Source organism: Xanthobacter nonsaccharivorans (assembly GCF_043194755.2).
GTDB lineage: Bacteria > Pseudomonadota > Alphaproteobacteria > Rhizobiales > Xanthobacteraceae > Xanthobacter > Xanthobacter autotrophicus_G.
Window position 1 is genome coordinate 3,375,169 of the sequence record NZ_CM195526.1, and the last position, 16,718, is coordinate 3,391,886.

Sequence of the window (16,718 nt, forward strand, 5' to 3'; positions counted from 1 at the left end):
CAGGATGCCGGGGCCGGCGGCGGCGTATCACGGGTGGCGCCGCCGTGCGCGTGCATCTGGAGGGACAGCGGGGCGGGCGCCCCACGAGCGACGCCCTCGGGGCCCATGCCGCGCCGGGCCCCGAACGGGCGGCGCATCAGCCCGCCGCCCGCATGTCTGTCGAGGACCTCGCCTATTCGGCAGCTTCGGCCTGACGATGCGTGGCGTGGTGCTCCGGAAAGGGCAGGCCCAGGTTCTCGCGCAGGGTCGTGCCCGCGTATTCGGTGCGGAACAGGCCGCGCTTGCGCAGGATCGGGACCACCCCCTCGATGAAGTCCTCGAGCCCGCCCGGCAGGTGCGGGGCCATGATGTTGAAGCCGTCCGCCCCCTCCTTCACGAAGCGCTCCTCCAGCGCATCGGCGATCTGCTCGGCGGTGCCCACCACCTGCCAGTGGCCGCGCGCGCCGGCGATGGAAAGGTAGAGCTGGCGGATGGTGAGCTTGTCGCGGCGGGCGGCATCGAGCACCAGCTGCTGGCGGCTCTTCGGCCCATTCGTCTCCGGCAGGTCGGGCAGCGGCCCGTCGATATCGTAGCCGGAAAGGTCGCCCACCCCCATCACGGTGGAGAGCAGCTGCAGCCCCACCGCCGGATGGATGAGGGACTGGAGTTCCTCGAACTTCTCCCGCGCCTCCGCCTCGGTCCGGCCGATGACCGGCGACACGCCCGGCATGATCTTCACATGGTCCGGATTGCGGCCGGCATTGGCGGCACGGGTCTTGATGTCGGCATAGAAGGCCCGGGCCTCGTTGAGGGTGCGGTGGGCGCAGAAGATGGCCTCCGCGCTGGCGCCCGCCAGGTCGCGCCCATCCTCCGAGGCTCCGGCCTGAACCACGACGGGATGGCCCTGGGGCGAGCGGGCCACGTTGAGCGGGCCCTTCACCTTGAAGTGGCGCCCACGGTGGTTCAGCACGTGGAGCTTCTCGGGATCGAAGAAGGTGCCGGAGACCTTGTCGCGGATGAAGGCATCATCCTCCCAGGTGTTCCACAGGCCCTTGACCACATCCAGGAACTCGCGGGCGCGATCATAGCGGTCGGCGTGCGGGATGTGCCGGTCGAGGTTGAAGTTGCGCGCTTCCTCCTCACCCGACGAAGTGACCAGGTTCCACCCTGCCCGCCCCCCGCTCAGGAGGTCGAGGGAGGCGAACTTGCGGGCGATGTGGAACGGCTCGTTGAAGGAGGTGGAGGCGGTGCCGATGAGGCCGATGTTGTGCGTCACCACCGAAAGCGCGGAAAGCAGCGTCAGCGGCTCGAAGCCCACGTTGCGCGAGGTGCGATGGACCGACTCGAGATTGGTGTCGCGCACGCCAAGGGAGTCGGACAGGAAGATGGCATCCAGCTTCGCCGCCTCGGCGAGGCGGGCGAGGCGCAGGAAATGGTCGACCCGTACGTTGGCGTTCGCGGGCGCGCGCGGATGCCGCCAGCCGGCGATGTGGTGGCCATCCGTCATCAGGAAGGCGCCGAGCTTGATCTGTCGGGTCTTGGTCATCAGTTCGCCTCCACGGGCGATAGCGCTACGAGCCGGTGGTGCCGCACGATCGGCACGGCCGGAACACGGGTCGGTTGCGGAATCAGCTTGCGGCCGGCGCGGGAGCCGGCCGATGGCCACGCTCTCCCATTCAAAAAATTAAATCAATCAATTTTATTATATTACGTAATCCCACGGATCTGCCCCGCCCGTTGCGGGGCGAGACAGACCCACGGCCCACCATCGGGCGTGGAAAGCGCGTGTCCTTCACCGGCACCCCGAAGCGGGGGCACCGGCAGCCGGCGGGGCGCTTGAAGGGCGACCGGACGCCTCAGCGCAGGCCGAAGCCGAGGGCGGCGAGCGCGTCGCGGATCCGGTCGCGCCCGCTCAGGGCCTCGGCGCCGCGCACACGGTTGAGGGCGGTGGCGGTCCAGCCCACCTCCGGCAGGCCCTGCCCCTTCTGGAAGGTCCTGAGCGCGGCCTCGTAATGCTCCACGGCCGCCTGCGGCAGGCTCGCGTCGTAGCGCTCACGGTGGAGCACGAGGCGCTGCGAGAGGCGCGGCTTCACGTCGGCGGGGCGCGCCGGATCGGGGTGGCCGATGGCGAGGCCGAACACGCCGAGCACGTTGGGCGGCAGGCCGAGCAGCTCGGCCACCTCCACCGGCCGGTTGCGGAAGGCGCCCAGATAGACCCCGCCGAGGCCGAGGGATTCCAGCGCGACCAGCGCATTCTGGGCCGCCAGCGCGGCGTCGATAATGCCCACGAACAGCGTCTCGAGGAAGGACAGGGCGTCGGTGGGATGACCTGCCCGGCGGCCGATTTCCTCAAGGCGCGCGAGGTCCGCGAGCCACACCAGCACCAGCGGCGCCTCGACCACATGCTTCTGGCCGCCCGCGATCTCGGCGAGGCGCGCCTTGGTCTGCGGGTTTTCCACCGCCACCACGCTGAAGGTCTGCAGGTTCGAGGAGGAGGGCGCGGACTGCGCCGCCGCCACCAGCGTCTCGATCAGCCCTTCCGGCAAAGGGCGATCGGAGAAGGCCCGGACGGAGCGATGGGACAAGAGGCCGGCGATGGTGTCGTTGAGGAGAAGCCCCGCAGGGGCCTCCGCCGAGCCGTAGCGATCGACGAGCAGCGCACGGGCCTGCGAGGCGGAGGGGGCGGCGGGTCTTGGGTCGGAGAGTGCGGCAGACATGAAGGAACTCCGTGAAGGTGCGAAGCCGGCGGGGAGCGGCCGCCGTGGGGAAGGTCAGGCCCCGACGGCAAGCGACTCCGGTTCGGCCGGCGCCACGGCCCTGGAACGACGGAAGGCGGCGGCGGGATGGGTGCTCGGGAGGGTCGCGCCGCGGCCGGGGAACAGCTTCTGGCGCAGCGTCCCCTCGCCATAGGCGGTCTTGTAGACGCCGCGCTCCTGGAGCTCCGGCACCACGAGGTCGACGAACGCCTCCAGAGTCTCGTGCGAGACCAGCCGGTTGAGGTTGAAGCCGTCCACGTCCGTGTCCCGCACCCAGGAGATGATCTCATCCGCCACCTCGCCGGGAGCCCCGACGATGAAGGGCGCGCGCGCGCCGGTGGCGCTGAGCGTCGCGAGGTCCTTCACCTTCAGCGGCTCGGTGCTGCGCAAGGTGAGGTTTTCGAGGGTGGACTGGATGGCGTTGCTCTTCACGTAGGCGATGGCCTCCTGCGGATCGAGCGTCGAAAGGTCCACGCCCGTCCACCCGGAGAGCAGTGCCAGCTGCCCGGCGGTATGGACATATTGCGCATAATCGGCGAGGCGGTCGAGGGCCTCCGCCCGGGTCGGCGCGACGATCACGGTCGCGCCGGCGAACATGCGGATGTCGTAGGGATCGCGCCCGAAGCCCGCCGCCGCCGACCGGATCGCGCGCACCGCCTCGGCGAGGATGGCCCGGGTCTGGCCATTCAGGAAGATGCCCTCCGAATGCTTGGCCGCGAACAGCCGTCCCCGGCCGGAGGTGCCGGCCTGGTAGAGCACCGGCGTGCGCTGGGGAGAGGGCTCGGCGAGCTGGATGCCGTCCACCTGGTAGTATGGCCCGTCATGGCGGATGCGGTGCACCTTGGCGGGATCGGTGAAGATGCGGGCATCGCGGTCGCGGCGCGCCGCGCCGTCCTCCCAGCTGCCCTCCCAGAGCTTGTAGACGGCGGCGAGAAAATCCTCCGCCGCCTCGTACCGTGCCTCGTGGTCGCGGTTGGCGGCGTGTCCCATGCCCCTCGCGCCGCTGTCCAGATAGCCGGTGACCACGTTCCAGCCGACACGGCCGCCGGTGAGGTGATCGAGCGTCGCGAACCGCCGGGCGAACTGGTAGGGGTGCTCGTAGGTCAGGTTGGCCGTGACGCCGAAGCCGATGTGACGGGTGGCGTGCGCCATGCTCGGCACCACGAGCGTCGGGTCGATGTCCGGCGTCTGCGCGGCGGAGACGAGCGCCGCATCCGGGCTGTTTCCGTAGACGTCGTACACGCCGAACACGTCGGCGATGAACACGCCGTCGAAGAGCCCGCGCTCGGCGGTCCGGGCAAGATCGATCCAGTAGTCGAGCGTGTTATAGTCGAAGGCGCGGTCGCGCGGATGCGCCCACAGGCCCGCCCAGGTATGACCGGGGGAGGCCATGTTGAAGGCGTTGAAGCGGATCTCTCTCGGCCGGGACATGGCAGGCTCCACCGTCAGCTGTAGAGCGGGGTCGGCGTGATGGTGCCGTTGAGCGCGTAATTGCCCACCTCGCGCGACTTGTAGACCACCGGATCGTGCAGGGTGTGGGTGCGGATGTTGCGCCAGAACCGGTCGTAGCCGTAGGCCCCGGCGGTGGCGCGGGCGCCCATCAGCTCGAAGATCCGCGAGGTCACCTCCAGCGCCGTGCGGCCGGAATGCACCTTGGCCGCATAGATGGCCGCGGCGGCGAGGTTGCGCTGGTCCTGCGCGAGGTCGTTGCCGCGGGCGCTCGCCGTCTCGAACCGCTGGGCGGCCACGTCGGCGAGCGCGACGGACGCGCGCAGCTCCACGTCGAGGTTCCCGTAGTGCTCGAGGATGTAGGGATCGAGGCTCGCCTTCTCCACGCCCGAGGCCTGCCACGGCCGGGAGACCTCGCGGATGTAGCGATTGGCCTCGGCCAGAGCCCCTTCCGCGGTGCCGATGTAGAAATTCACGATGAGCAGCTGGTGGAACGGCACCACCAGGCTCGTGCGCGCGGGCGGCGGGGCGGAGGCATCGCCGAGAACCTCGTCCCGTGCCACCGCCACGTCCTCGAAGGTGATGGTTCCGCTCTCGGACAGGCGCTGGCCGAAGGCATCCCAGTCGTTGCCATGGGTCACCCCCGCCCGGTCGCCGGGCACGACGATGACCGCGAAGCCGTCGCCCAGCTGGGCCCGCAGGGTGATCCGGTCGGCGAGCGCGGCGTTGGAGGCGAAGGTCTTGCGGCCGGAAAGGCGAAAGCCATCGGCGGCGGGGACGAGCTGCGATTCCGGATCACGCGGATTGGAGGCGCCGCCCCAGAACCACCGCCCCGCCACCGCCGCCCGGGTGAGCTGCGCCGCCTGCTGCGCGCTCGCCCGCCACACCGCATTGGTGAGGTGCAGATAGTGGTAGGCGAGCAGTTGGGCGATGGAGGCGTCCGCCCGCCCGATCGCCCGCACCGCGAGCAGCGCATCGGTGAAGCTGCCGCCGCCCCCGCCGAGCTCCACCGGATAGAGCAATTCGAGAAGGCCGGCCTCGCGCAGCAGCTCCAGCTCGCGCCGGGGGGAAGCTCCGGCCCGGTCGCGCGCGGCGGCATCGGGCAGGAGGGCGGCGGCGACGCCCTCGGCGAGGGCGAGCCAGTCGACAGGCTCCGCCGGGCGCGCGGCGGCACGGGGAAGAAGGGACGAACGGGTCATGCGCGGGGCTCCTCTGGCGCGGATCGGCTCGGGGCGGCGGGCGCTCACCACGCGGGCAGGATGCTTCCGTTGAACTTGCCGAGGGTGAAGTCCTTCACCGGCTGCGAGCGGTAGATCTCGATGAACTTGCGGACCCTCGGATCATCCTTGCGGTCGTCGCGCGCAGCGAAGACGAGGGTGAAATAGGGCTTGGCCTCCTCCACCGTGGTCTCGGCCACCAGGGCCTTGTTGAGATCGAGGCCGGCGAGATAGGCGTAGTTGGAGGAGACGAAGGCGGCCGCGACATCATCCAGCGAGCGCGGCAGCTGGGCGGCGTCGATCTCGACGATCTGGAGCTTCTTCGGGTTCTCGGCCACGTCCAGCACGTTGGCGTAGAGGCCGGTGCCCGGCTTCAGCTTGATGAGGCCCGCCTTCTGGAACAGCAGCAGGGCGCGGCCGCCATTGGTGGGATCGTTGGGGATGGCGATCTTGGCGCCGGCCGGAATGTCGGCGGCGCTGGTGTATTTCTTCGAGTAGATGCCCGCCGGCACCAGGATCGATTCGTCGAGGGCGACGATCTGGTAGCCCCGCGTCTTCACCTGGTTGGCGAGGTAGGGGCGGTTCTGGAAATTGTTGAGGTCGATGTCGCCGGCCTGCAGCGCCGCGTTCGGCTGGTTCCAGTCCGTGAATTCGATGATCTCCGCCTTGATCCCCTGCTGGGCGGAGAGCCGCGCCGCCTCGCGCAGGATGTCGCCATAGGGACCGGCGGACACCCCCACCTTGAGGGGCTTGTCGGCGGCCGGCGCCTGCGCGGCGGCGGGTGCCGCCACGGCGAGGGCGGCAAGGCCCGAGAGGGCGAGGGAGAACAGGCGGGCAAAGAGACGGGGACGAGGCTGACGGATCATGGGTTCATCCAGGTTCGGCGGAATCGGCGGCTCGAAGGGCACGCGCTGCGCTGCGATGATCCATATCATATAATTTTGATTGAAATAGTAAACTTTATATCGACGCGCCTTGCCGGAGCGCATTTCGCAGCTCGAAGACGGCGGGCCACCGCCGGGCGACGGGCCGGGCTCGGCATAGGGAGCCCCGACAGGGCCCTTCCGGGCATCGGCACCCTCCGGGGTTGACAATCGCATGAAATAATTTTGTCTATCGACTTTATTAATTTTGGTGACTCATGACCCTTCCTCCTCTCCGCATCGGCGTCTGGGCGCCCGTCCATGGCCCGCGGGCCGCATGGCAGGATCCGGCCGAGCCGTTCGACGCCTCCTGGCCGCACAACCGGGACACCGTGCTGGAAGCCGAAGCGCTGGGCTATGACGCGACGCTGGTGGCGCAGCACACCGTCAATCCGCATCTGCCCGAGAAGGACCAGCTGGAAGCGTGGACCGCGTCCGCCGCTCTCGCCGCCCTGACCAGCCGCATCGAGATCCTCGCGGCCATCAAGCCCTACCTCTACCATCCGGTCGTGCTGGCGAAGATGGCGCTGCAGATCGAGAACATCTCGCAGGGACGGTTCGGCTTCAATCTCGTCAACGCCTGGAACCGCGCCGAGTTCGAGAAGGCGGGCATCGCCTTCGGCGAGCACGATGCGCGCTACGCCTACGGGCGGGAATGGATCAGCGTCGTCGAGCGGCTGATGGCGGGCGAGACGGTCAGCCACGCCGGCGAGCACTTCCGGATCAGCGACTATCGCCTGTCGCCGGCCAGCCCCGTGCGGGCGCGTCCCCGCATCTATCTCGGCGGGGAATCCGAGCCCGCCCGCGCGCTTGCCGCCGACCATGCGGATGTCTTCTTCATCAACGGCCAGCCCATCGAAGACGTGCAGGCGATCATCGCCGACCTCACCCGGCGCCCGCGGCGCGGCGCGCCGCTCGCCTACGGGCTTGCGGCCTTCGTCATCGCCCGCGAGAGCGAGCGCGAGGCCGAGGAGGAATATCGCCGGCTGCTCGCCCTCGCCGCCAGGGATGCGCCGGCCAAGCAGGAGCAGGCGGCCCGCACCGACCCCAATGTGGTGATGATCCGAACCTTCGCCAAGTCGCCGCGTGTGGGCACCAACGGGGGCACCGCCGCGGGCCTCGTGGGCAGCTACGACCAGGTGGCCGAGCGCATCCGGGCCTTCCATGCCGCCGGCATCGAGCTGTTCATGCTGCAGTTCCAGCCGCTGCGCGCCGAGCTCCGGCGCTTCGCGGCGGAGATCTTTCCCCGCCTCGACCGCCCCGCCCCCGGTGCTGCCGCCGACCTGCGCGTCGCGCAGGCGGGCTGACCTCCCCTCCCGCCCCCGCCGAGGTGCGCCTTGAGCAACGCCGAGCACACAGCAACCCTTCCCCTGCCCGCCCTCGCGGGGCCGCGACCGGAGTCCGGAGGACGACGGCGCCCCCGCGTGCGCCTCGGCGCATCCCATCTCCTCATCCTGTCCTGGGTTGCGCCGGTGCTGCTGGTGGTGGCGTGGGAGATCCTCGCCCAGACGGGTTTCGTCACGCCCCAGGTCCTGCCCGCGCCGAGCAAGGTCGTGCGCACGGCCTTCAAGCTCGCCACCTCGGGCTCCCTGCTTGAGGACCTCGTCACCAGCCTGCTGCGGGCCGCGGCCGGCTTCGCCATCGGCGGCAGCATCGCCTTCGCTCTGGGCATCCTCGTCGGCTTCTCGCGCATCGCCGAGGCCCTGGTCGACCGCAGCGTCCAGATGGTGCGCGCCATCCCCTTCCTCGCGCTGCTGCCGCTGGTGATCGTGTGGTTCGGCGTGGGCGAGGGACAGAAGATCTTCCTCGTCGCGCTGGGCGTCGCTTTCCCCATCTACATCAACACCACCCTCGGCATCCGGCAGGTCGATCCCAAGCTCCTGGAGCTCGGCCGGGTGCAAGGCCTGTCCACCCTCCAGATGATCACCCGCATCGTCCTGCCGGGGGCCCTGCCCTCGATCCTGACCGGCGTGCGCTACTCGCTCGCGACCGCCTGGCTGGCGCTGGTGGTGGCGGAGACCATCGGCGCCCAGGCCGGCATCGGCTTCCTCGCCATGGATGCGCGCGAGTTCCTGCGCACCGACGTGGTGGTGCTGACCATCGTCATCTACGCCCTCATCGGCGTGGTGGCGGATTCCGTCGCGCGCCTGCTCGAGCGCCGGCTGCTGGCGTGGCACCCGAACTTCGGCGGGGCGGGCCGATGACCGTGCCGCAGCTGGACCAGGCAAAGCCGGCGGTCCGTGTCGCCGGCCTCACCCGCGCCTATGGCGACCGGGTGGTCATCGACCGGCTCGACCTCACCATCGGCCGGGGCGAGTTCGTGGCGCTGCTTGGCGAGAGCGGCTGCGGCAAGACCACCCTGCTGCGCGCCCTCGCCGGCCTCGACCCCATCGATGGCGGGCGCATCGAGGCGCCCGGGCGGCCGGCCGTGGTGTTCCAGGAGCACCGCCTTCTGCCATGGGACAGCCTGTGGCGGAACGTGGCGCTTGGCCTGGACGCGCGAGACGCGCGGGCGCGCGCCGCCGCGGCCCTTGCCGAAGTGGGCCTCGGCGGCCGGCTCGACGACTGGCCGCGCAATCTTTCCGGCGGCCAGGCCCAGAGGGTCGCGCTGGCCCGTGCCCTGGTCCAGGAGCCCGAGCTTCTGCTGCTCGACGAGCCCTTCGCCGCCCTCGATGCACTGACCCGCATCCGCATGCACGTGCTGGTGAAAGACCTGGTGGCCCGTCACCGTCCCGGCGTCCTCCTCGTCACCCACGACGTGGAGGAAGCCATCGCGCTGGCGGACCGCATCCTGGTCATGCGCGGCGGCGTCATCGCCGCGGAGCATCGTCCCCCGGCACCCGGGTGGCCTGCCGCCAGCCGGTCCGCCCTCCTCGCCGAGCTCGGGGTCGAGAACGACCTCCCGAGCGCCTGACCCCCCATTTCCGACGAGACCTCCATGTCCTCCTTCCTCAGCCCCTCCCGCCGCCAGTTCCTTGCCACCGGCCTCGCCGCCGCCTCCGGGCTGTTGCCGTTCGCCGCCGCGGCGCAGAAGGACACCCGCAACACCGACACCGTGCGCCTCACCTGGGGCTTCCACGGCCTGACCCTGATCGCCAAGGAGCGCGGCGTCTTCGAGAAGGCCCTGGGGGAAAAGGGCATCAAGGTGGAATGGCTCGGCCCGTTCCCGAACCATGCGCCGACCCTCCAGGCGGTGACCGGCGGCAGCGCGGACTTCGGCTTCGGCGGCTCCACGACGCCTGCCTTCGCCGCCATCATCGCCGGCTCGCCCCTGGTGTTCTCCCAGTTCGTGCTCTACGAGCCGCGCACGACGGCGATCATCGCCAAGGACGATTCCGGCATCAACAAGGTGGAGGATCTGGTCGGCAAGTCGGTGGCGGTGAACCGGTCCGGCCTCGGCGAGTTCCTGCTCGTCGCCGCCCTGGAGAAGCACGGGATCGACCGCTCCAAGGTGAAGTTCGTCTATCTCAATCCGCCGGATGCCGCCCCCGCGCTGGCCTCGGGCAAGGTGGACGCCTGGTCCATGTGGAGCCCCGGCGTGGACATCGCGCGGCTCGAATACAAGGCGCACGACATCTTCCTCGAGGACCGCGACCTCGATTTCTTCATCGACTACAGCTCCTACGTGACCAGCCGGAAGTTCGCGCAGGAGAATGCGCAGATCGTGAAGGCTGTCGCGAGCGCCTACGAGACCGAGGCCAAGTGGACCAACGCCAACGTCGTCGAGGCCGAGACCATCGTGCAGAAGCGCGCCGGCTACAGCGACGCGATCCGGGACCAGTTCATCGAGCGCAAGCGGCACTACACGCTGTTCCCGGCGTCCGATGCGGCGTTCGTCGCGCAGCTGCAGAAGGCGGCCGACTGGCTGGCGGAGCGCAAGATCCTGCCCGAGAAGATCACGGTCTCCGACCACCTCGCGACGTTCTGAGGCCGCGCCGCCCGCCCCCCTCCCCGCCTCCGGTCCGGAGGCCCGAACCGTCGATCCGGCTGAAGCCGGCCGGATCAGGCTCCGGCCCACCAGCCCCATGCCCAGGACTCATCATGAACCTTCCCGTCACCGACCTGTCGTTCCGCCTCACCGCACCGCCGGATATCGCCTCGCCGGAATGGCAGCGCCTGTTCGACCACATCGCCCTCGGCGCCGCCGAGCGGGAACGCGACCGCATCCTGCCTTTTGAAGCCATCGACCTGCTCCGGAGCGCCCGCTTCGGCGCGCTCCGGCTGCGCAAGGAGGATGGCGGTGCCGGCGCATCCTTCCGGGAGCTCTACGCCATCGCCATCCGCCTCGCCGCGGCGGACGCGAACGTCGCCCACATCTTCCGCAACCATTTCACCGTGGCCGAGCAATACGCCCGCACGCCGTATGACGCGCAGGGCCGCGCGTGGCAGGCCCAGGTGCGCGACGGCGCCATCTTCGGCCTCGCCAGCACCGAGACCGGCGCCAATCCGGCCGGCGGGACGCGACCCGACACGCTGCTCACCCCCGATGGCGAGGGCTTTCGGCTCGACGGCGTGAAATTCTACAGCACCGGCACCCTCTACGCCGACGCCGTGCTGGTGCGCGCGGCCGACGCGGAGCGACGTCTCGCCTCCGTCATCATCCCGGTGAAACGGGAGGGCATCGAGATCCTCGACGACTGGGATGGCGCCGGCCAGCGCCTGACCGCCTCCGGCACCACCCGCTACACCCATGTGCGGGTGGAAGCCGTGGAAGCGGTGTTCGACGTCCCCGGTCGCGGCTATGGCCTCAGCTATTCCAACACCCAGGCCCAGCTCTTCCTGACCTCGGTGGTGGCGGGCATCGCGCGCGGCGCCCTCGACGAGGCGGTCGCCTTGCTGAAGCGACGCCAGCGCAGCTTCTATTATGCCCACACGCCGCGTCCAGCCGACGATCTGCTGCTCCAGCAGGCCATCGGCCAGCTCGCCGCCAACGCCTTCGCCGCCGAGGCCACCGTGCTCGCCGCCGCCGACGCCCTCGACCGCACCGGCGCGGCGCGCGACCGCGGCGAACCCGACGGCGTGCTGGCGGCGGACGCCGCCCTCGCGGCGGCCCAGGCCAAGATCGTCGTGGACGACCTTGCGCTGCGCAGCGGCTCGCTCCTGTTCGAGGCCGGCGGCGCCTCCGCCACCGAGCGCCGCTACAATCTCGACCGCCACTGGCGAAACGCCCGCACCATCGCCTCCCACAATCCGGTGAGCTACAAGGCCCAGGCCATCGGCGCCCTCCTCGTCAACGGCACGCCGCTGCCGGACAAGGGGTTCTTCTGACCCGGCGGCCCACGGGCGCACCCGCTCCAGGATCCCCAAGGCGCCCGGGCCGCCGTCATGCGACGGCCCGGGCGTGATGCGTCCTTCCAGGGGGCGCCGTCCGCCTTGAAGCCCCCGCGCTCCGGCGACTTCCCTCGTTCCGATCTCTCAAGGCGCTTTCCACGAGCCTCCCGCGAGATCGCCCAGCGCGACCTCGTCGATGATCGGCTTGCGCGCCATGCCCGCCTTCCATATGCCTGCCAGCGTCTCGCCCATACGCGGCGCCGGACGCCCGGCGTCCCGGTCGGTGAGGGACATCGGCGAGGGGTGTTTCGTCCACGGCCTTGACGACCGTGGAGCGGCTCCGAGGCAGCCCATCACGTTTCCGAAGCAAAGCTGGCAGGCAGATCGGCACCAGCCGATACCTACATTCTATAAAAATATATATCTGCCAAAGAAATTTATTTTACTTAACATATTTATATTGAAATATAGATATATCAGATAATTATATTTCATAATATTATTTCTCAATCATAAACAAAATAAGATACATCGAGTATATACATATTTACTTCTTTACGATAGCGCATGTCTTCGCCGGAACCCGCAGGGTCACACATCCTTCGGTTTTCAATGGACGAGCTTTCCCGGCCCAACTACAAATTCGACGCCCAAAAAGGGCCCGCTTCGAGGGAGGACTCATGATGACCCGCTCACTTCTGGCCGCGGGAGCGTTCGCTATCGCCACGGTCACGGCTACCGCAGCGTTCGCCCAGCAGGAAGTGCCCATCGGAGCGATCGAGATCCTTTCCGGGCCGAGCGCCAGCTACGGCATCGCCATCAAGGCCGGGCTCGAAATGGCGCTGGACGAGATCAACAGCGCGGGTGGCGTCCTCGGCGGCAAGAAGCTGACGCTGGTTATCGAGGACTCGGCCGGCAACAAGGACCAGGCCGTCAACGCCGCGCGCAAGCTGGTCGGCCGCGACAAGGTGCCGGTGATCATCGGCCCGACCCTTTCCAACGAAATGTTCGCCGTGGGCCCGGTGACCAATCAGCGAAAGGTCGTGACGGTGGGCACCTCGACCACCGCCAAGGGCATCACCGAGATGGGCCCCTACATTTTCCGCACTTCCCTGCCCGAAGCCGACGTGGTGCCGGTGACGCTGAAGACCGCCAAGGACAAGTTCGGCGTCAAGACCATCGCGATGATGTACGCCAATGACGACGCCTTCAGCAAATCCGGCTTCGATTCCATGAAGGCCGCGGCCGAGGCGCTGGGCCTGAACATCGCCACCATCGAAACCTTCGGCAGCAAGGACACGGACTTCTCCGCCCAGCTGACCAAGATCAAGGGGCTGAACGTGGATGCCATCACGGTGTCCGCGCTGGTGGAGCCCATCTCCGGCGTCCTCCTGCAGGCCCGCCAGCTCGGCATCCCCGCCAGCGTGCGCTTCATCGGCGGCAACGGCGCGAACTCGCCCAAGCTCGGCGAGATCGCCGGCGAAGCCGCGGACGGCCTGCTCGTCGGAAGCCCCTGGTTCGTCGACAAGAAGGACGCGGCGAATGTGAAGTTCGTCAGCGACTTCCGCAAGAAGTACGGCAAGGACCCGGACCAGTTCGCCGCCCAGGCCTACGACACGATGCACATCGTCGCCAAGGCCGTCGACGCGGCCGGCGCGAGCGACAGCGATGCCATCCGCGAGGCCCTGCTGAAGACCCGCCACAGCGGCGTGATGGGCCCGTTCAGCTTCACACCTGGCCGCGATCCGGCCTCGGCGGAGGGCGTGGTCGTGCTGACCATGAAGGGCGGCAAGTTCCAGATCCTGGAATAGCCGCGACCGGCACCCGTCCCAGGTTTTCCCAACGATCGGAGCGCGCCTCCGTCAAGCCAGAGTGAAGCTGGTCGATGCTTTCCCAACAGTTGGTCAATGGTCTCGTCCTCGGGTCGACATATGCCCTGTTCGCCCTTGGGTTCACCCTGACCTTCGGCGTGCTCCGGGTCATAAACCTGACGTATGGCTTCTACTTTTCCGTAGGCGCCCTCGTCGCATTGTCGCTGGCGCGCACGCTGGGGCTGTCCATCTGGACGGCGCTTCCAGCGGGCGCGCTGGCCGCCGGGCTGGTGGCGGTGGTGGTGGACGGCGTGCTTCTCACCCGGCTGCGCCGCAGCAAGGCGGGGGAGCTCTCCTCGCTGATGGTGACGCTGGGTGCGGTCCTTGCGCTCTATGCCCTGATGGCGGCGTTTCTCGGCACGGACATCCAGCGCTTTCCCTTCGGCTTCGTCAGCAACACGGCGCTGGAGATCGCGGGCATCCGCGTGTCGCAGGTGCAGATATTGATCATCGGCACCACCCTGCTTCTGGTGCTGATGCTCTTCGTGCTCCTCCAGTACACGCGCCTCGGCCTGATGATCCGCGCGCTGGCGCAGAACGAGGACGCCGCCCGCCTGATGGGCATCAACGTGGACGCCACGGTGGTTGCCGTGTCGTTCCTGTCCGGCCTTCTGGGCGGGGCGGCCGGCGTTCTGATCGGGCTGAACTTCAACGCCATCCAGCCGTTCATGGGCGAGACCATGATGCTGCGCGGGTTCGCCGTGATCATCGTCGGCGGGCTCGGGGACATCCGCGGCGCGCTGGTGGCCGGCATTCTTCTGGGCGTGCTGGAGGTGCTGACGGCCGGCTACATCTCCTCCAACGCCAAGGACGCCGTCGCCTTCACCATCCTGGTGCTGACCCTCTGGATCCGCCCGGTCGGCCTGTTCGGCCGTGCACAAGCCAAAAGGGCATGAGGCGATGACGGAGTGGCTGGACGATTTTCTGTTCACGTACGAGAACTTGATCCACGCGCTGGGGGTCAACGGACTGCTGGCCTTGTCCATGTATTGCGTGATGGCGCTGGGGCAGCTTTCGCTCGGGCAGGCGGCATTCATGGGCATCGGCGCCTACACCGGCGCCCTTCTGACGCTCAAGCTCGGCCTGCCATTCTACGTGGTCCTGCCCCTGTCCGCCGTGGTGCCGGCAATGGTCGCGCTTGTCATCGGCGGCCCGACGCTGCGGCTGGATGGCGTCTACCTCGCCATCGCGACCATCGCGCTGGGCGAGGTCCTGCGGGTGTTCTACATCAATCTGGACAGCGTCACCGGCGGCGCGCTCGGGCTCTCCGGCATCCCGCAGAAGGCAAGCCTGCCCCTCATCTATGCCCTGCTGGTCCTGTTCGTGGCCGGGTTCTGGACCATCGGCCGGACCAGGATCGGCCGGGCCATGGAGGCGATGCGGGAGGACGAGATGGCCGCCGGCGTCATGGGCATCAATCTCCCGCGCTACAAGCTCGGCGCGCTCATCGTCTCGTCCATGATCGCCGGTCTGGCCGGGTGCCTCTCGGCCCACTCGAACAGCTTCATCGGCCCCAACGAATACGGTTTCGAAACGGCCGTGAGCATCCTCAGCTTCGCCCTGCTGGGCGGCATCGGCACGCCCGTGGCCCCGGTGGTCGGGGCCATGGTCCTCACGGCGCTGCCGGAGGTCCTGCGCCCGCTCGCGGACTTCCGCCTCGTCATCAACGGGCTCATCATCGTACTGGCGATCCTGTTTCTCCCGCGGGGCATCCTTCCCTTCCGCCTGAGGAGAGCGCCATGAGCCCCTTGCTTTCCGCACGCGGCCTGACGATGCAGTTCCGCGGCCTCCTCGCCGTCGACGGGGTGGATGTCGACGTGGCCACCGGCTCGGTCCACGGCATCATCGGCCCCAACGGAGCGGGCAAGACGACGCTGTTCAACCTCGTCTCCGGCTTGCTTCAGCCCACCTCCGGCACCCTGACCCTGGAAGGCCGCGACGTGACGGCATCGCCGCCCTATGCGCGGACCCGGCTCGGCCTGGCCAGGACCTTCCAGAACATCCGCGTGTTCTCCGACATGACCGCGCTCGAGAACGTGCTGACCGGAATGCACACTAGGCTGGAGACGCCGGGCTGGAAGGCCCTCCTTCCCGGTTCCGGCGCCGGGGAGCGCGCCGCCAAGGCGCAGGCCATGGAGCTGCTGGAGTTCGTCGGCCTCACCGACAGGGCGAACGTCCGCTCCGGCAGCCTCGCCTATGGCGAGCAACGGCGGCTGGAGATCGCCCGCGCCCTCGCCAGCCGGCCGCGGCTGCTGCTGCTGGACGAGCCTGCGGCGGGCATGAACCCGGCCGAGACGCGCGAGCTGGCCGTGCTGCTCAGGCGGCTCGGCGAGCGAGATATCTCGCTTCTCCTGGTCGAGCACGACATGAGGTTCGTCATGGATCTGTGCGACCGCATCACCGTGCTGAATTTCGGCCGAAAGATCGCTGAGGGCGACCCGCTGTCGATCCGCAACGATCCTCAGGTCATTGAAGCCTATCTCGGCAAGAAGGTCGCGGAACGGCTGTCGAGGATGCTGGACGCATGAAGGACCTTCTCAAGGTTTCCGGCCTGCAGCTCGGCTACGGGCGCGCCGCGGTCGTCAAGGGCATCGACCTCACGGTGCCTGAGGGTTCCGTGGTGTGCCTGATCGGCGCCAACGGCGCGGGGAAGACGACCACCATGCGGGGGCTGTCGGGGCTCCTCAAGACCACGGCGGGAAGCATCCACTTCGATGGCGTGGACATCACCAATGCCCCGGCCCACCGGATCGCCCGGCTCGGCATCCGCCAGGTGCCCGAAGGGCGGCAGGTGTTTGCCGAGATGAGCATCGAGGAGAACCTGCGGCTGGGCGGCCTTCAGGCCCCCGGCCCCGAGGAATTCCGGAACCGGCGCGAGAAGGTGCTGGCGCGCTTCCCTCGCCTGCAGGAGCGCCTGGCGCAGCAGGCCGGGCTTCTTTCGGGCGGCGAGCAGCAGATGCTGGCCCTCGGCCGCGCCTTGATGGGAGCGCCCCAGCTCCTCCTGCTCGACGAGCCGAGCATGGGGCTGGCGCCCCTGTTCGTGGAGGAGATCTTCCGGATCGTCACCGACCTGAAGCGCGAGGGCGTCACGATCCTGCTGGTGGAGCAGAACGCGCAGGCGGCGCTGGAGATCGCCGACTACGCTTATGTCCTGGAAGGCGGCCGCATCACGATGCAGGGTCCGGGTGCGGAAATCGCCGAGAATCCGCAGGTGATCGCCGCCTATCTGGGCGGGCACTGAGGGCGCCGCAG

General features: G+C 68.7%; 16 protein-coding genes. 10 read left to right on the forward strand and 6 right to left on the reverse strand.

The genetic code is table 11. The annotated features are described in order from the left end of the window. Positions 1-172: 172 nt before the first annotated feature. The 5 genes from V5F59_RS15455 to V5F59_RS15475 form a co-directional block, all read right to left on the reverse strand. Positions 173-1,525, reverse strand: a complete 1,353-nt coding sequence (locus V5F59_RS15455; protein ID WP_393976096.1) for an LLM class flavin-dependent oxidoreductase — start codon at positions 1,523-1,525, stop codon at positions 173-175. Between the two features lie 310 nt (positions 1,526-1,835). Beyond that, positions 1,836-2,696, reverse strand: coding sequence for an NADPH-dependent oxidoreductase (locus V5F59_RS15460; RefSeq protein WP_393976097.1), 861 nt, complete (start codon positions 2,694-2,696; stop codon positions 1,836-1,838). Between the two features lie 54 nt (positions 2,697-2,750). Next, a complete protein-coding gene (locus V5F59_RS15465) occupies positions 2,751-4,166 on the reverse strand; it encodes an LLM class flavin-dependent oxidoreductase (RefSeq protein ID WP_393976098.1) in 1,416 nt (471 codons plus the stop codon). A gap of 14 nt (positions 4,167-4,180) precedes the next feature. Then, entirely contained in the window at positions 4,181-5,383 is a 1,203-nt protein-coding gene (locus tag V5F59_RS15470) for an acyl-CoA dehydrogenase family protein (RefSeq protein ID WP_393976099.1), read from the reverse strand. Positions 5,384-5,427: 44 nt separating this feature from the next. Then, positions 5,428-6,267, reverse strand: coding sequence for a MetQ/NlpA family ABC transporter substrate-binding protein (locus V5F59_RS15475; RefSeq protein WP_393976100.1), 840 nt, complete (start codon positions 6,265-6,267; stop codon positions 5,428-5,430). A 275-nt stretch (positions 6,268-6,542) separates the two neighbouring features. On the opposite strand from V5F59_RS15475, the gene V5F59_RS15480 reads away from it, so the two are divergent. From V5F59_RS15480 to V5F59_RS15500, 5 genes are all read left to right on the forward strand, one after another. Further along, entirely contained in the window at positions 6,543-7,631 is a 1,089-nt protein-coding gene (locus V5F59_RS15480) for an LLM class flavin-dependent oxidoreductase (RefSeq protein WP_393976101.1), read from the forward strand. 30 nt (positions 7,632-7,661) lie between these two features. Then, the gene (locus V5F59_RS15485) at positions 7,662-8,528 is read left to right on the forward strand and encodes an ABC transporter permease subunit (RefSeq protein ID WP_393976102.1); all 867 of its coding nucleotides are present in this window, start codon (positions 7,662-7,664) and stop codon (positions 8,526-8,528) included. Beyond that, positions 8,525-9,238, forward strand: coding sequence for an ABC transporter ATP-binding protein (locus V5F59_RS15490; protein WP_393976103.1), 714 nt, complete (start codon positions 8,525-8,527; stop codon positions 9,236-9,238). Before V5F59_RS15485 ends, V5F59_RS15490 begins: the two co-directional genes overlap by 4 nt. 24 nt (positions 9,239-9,262) lie before the next feature. Beyond that, a complete protein-coding gene (locus V5F59_RS15495) occupies positions 9,263-10,252 on the forward strand; it encodes an ABC transporter substrate-binding protein (RefSeq protein ID WP_393976104.1) in 990 nt (329 codons plus the stop codon). A 113-nt stretch (positions 10,253-10,365) separates the two neighbouring features. Continuing rightward, complete coding sequence (locus tag V5F59_RS15500; RefSeq protein WP_393976105.1) at positions 10,366-11,592, forward strand: acyl-CoA dehydrogenase family protein; 1,227 nt, start codon at positions 10,366-10,368, stop codon at positions 11,590-11,592. 147 nt (positions 11,593-11,739) lie between these two features. Here V5F59_RS15500 and V5F59_RS15505 read toward each other — a convergent pair whose 3' ends face one another. Then, on the reverse strand, positions 11,740-11,889 hold the full coding sequence (locus V5F59_RS15505; RefSeq protein WP_393976106.1) for a hypothetical protein: 150 nt from the start codon (positions 11,887-11,889) through the stop codon (positions 11,740-11,742). Positions 11,890-12,275: 386 nt separating this feature from the next. On the opposite strand from V5F59_RS15505, the gene V5F59_RS15510 reads away from it, so the two are divergent. From V5F59_RS15510 to V5F59_RS15530, 5 genes are all read left to right on the forward strand, one after another. Continuing rightward, positions 12,276-13,406 carry an ABC transporter substrate-binding protein gene (locus V5F59_RS15510; RefSeq protein ID WP_509211103.1) on the forward strand — a complete coding sequence of 377 codons (1,131 nt, stop codon included), beginning with the start codon at positions 12,276-12,278 and terminating at the stop codon, positions 13,404-13,406. A gap of 74 nt (positions 13,407-13,480) precedes the next feature. Next, positions 13,481-14,362, forward strand: coding sequence for a branched-chain amino acid ABC transporter permease (locus V5F59_RS15515; protein ID WP_393976108.1), 882 nt, complete (start codon positions 13,481-13,483; stop codon positions 14,360-14,362). Positions 14,363-14,366: 4 nt separating this feature from the next. Then, positions 14,367-15,209 (forward strand): branched-chain amino acid ABC transporter permease, encoded by an 843-nt coding sequence (locus tag V5F59_RS15520; protein WP_393976109.1) that lies wholly within the window; start codon positions 14,367-14,369, stop codon positions 15,207-15,209. Next, positions 15,206-15,994, forward strand: coding sequence for an ABC transporter ATP-binding protein (locus tag V5F59_RS15525; protein WP_393976110.1), 789 nt, complete (start codon positions 15,206-15,208; stop codon positions 15,992-15,994). Before V5F59_RS15520 ends, V5F59_RS15525 begins: the two co-directional genes overlap by 4 nt. Then, positions 15,991-16,707, forward strand: a complete 717-nt coding sequence (locus tag V5F59_RS15530; RefSeq protein WP_393976111.1) for an ABC transporter ATP-binding protein — start codon at positions 15,991-15,993, stop codon at positions 16,705-16,707. The genes V5F59_RS15525 and V5F59_RS15530 overlap by 4 nt, the downstream gene beginning before the upstream one ends. Positions 16,708-16,718: the final 11 nt, after the last annotated feature.

Coding starts and splice junctions, on each gene's coding strand:
- V5F59_RS15455 (WP_393976096.1), bottom strand. CDS start 1,525: ATGACCAAGACCCGACAGATCAAGCTCGGCGCCTTCCTGATGACGGAT.
- V5F59_RS15460 (WP_393976097.1), bottom strand. CDS start 2,696: ATGTCTGCCGCACTCTCCGACCCAAGACCCGCCGCCCCCTCCGCCTCG.
- V5F59_RS15465 (WP_393976098.1), bottom strand. CDS start 4,166: ATGTCCCGGCCGAGAGAGATCCGCTTCAACGCCTTCAACATGGCCTCC.
- V5F59_RS15470 (WP_393976099.1), bottom strand. CDS start 5,383: ATGACCCGTTCGTCCCTTCTTCCCCGTGCCGCCGCGCGCCCGGCGGAG.
- V5F59_RS15475 (WP_393976100.1), bottom strand. CDS start 6,267: ATGATCCGTCAGCCTCGTCCCCGTCTCTTTGCCCGCCTGTTCTCCCTC.
- V5F59_RS15480 (WP_393976101.1), top strand. CDS start 6,543: ATGACCCTTCCTCCTCTCCGCATCGGCGTCTGGGCGCCCGTCCATGGC.
- V5F59_RS15490 (WP_393976103.1), top strand. CDS start 8,525: ATGACCGTGCCGCAGCTGGACCAGGCAAAGCCGGCGGTCCGTGTCGCC.
- V5F59_RS15495 (WP_393976104.1), top strand. CDS start 9,263: ATGTCCTCCTTCCTCAGCCCCTCCCGCCGCCAGTTCCTTGCCACCGGC.
- V5F59_RS15500 (WP_393976105.1), top strand. CDS start 10,366: ATGAACCTTCCCGTCACCGACCTGTCGTTCCGCCTCACCGCACCGCCG.
- V5F59_RS15505 (WP_393976106.1), bottom strand. CDS start 11,889: ATGTCCCTCACCGACCGGGACGCCGGGCGTCCGGCGCCGCGTATGGGC.
- V5F59_RS15510 (WP_509211103.1), top strand. CDS start 12,276: ATGATGACCCGCTCACTTCTGGCCGCGGGAGCGTTCGCTATCGCCACG.
- V5F59_RS15515 (WP_393976108.1), top strand. CDS start 13,481: ATGCTTTCCCAACAGTTGGTCAATGGTCTCGTCCTCGGGTCGACATAT.
- V5F59_RS15520 (WP_393976109.1), top strand. CDS start 14,367: ATGACGGAGTGGCTGGACGATTTTCTGTTCACGTACGAGAACTTGATC.
- V5F59_RS15525 (WP_393976110.1), top strand. CDS start 15,206: ATGAGCCCCTTGCTTTCCGCACGCGGCCTGACGATGCAGTTCCGCGGC.
- V5F59_RS15530 (WP_393976111.1), top strand. CDS start 15,991: ATGAAGGACCTTCTCAAGGTTTCCGGCCTGCAGCTCGGCTACGGGCGC.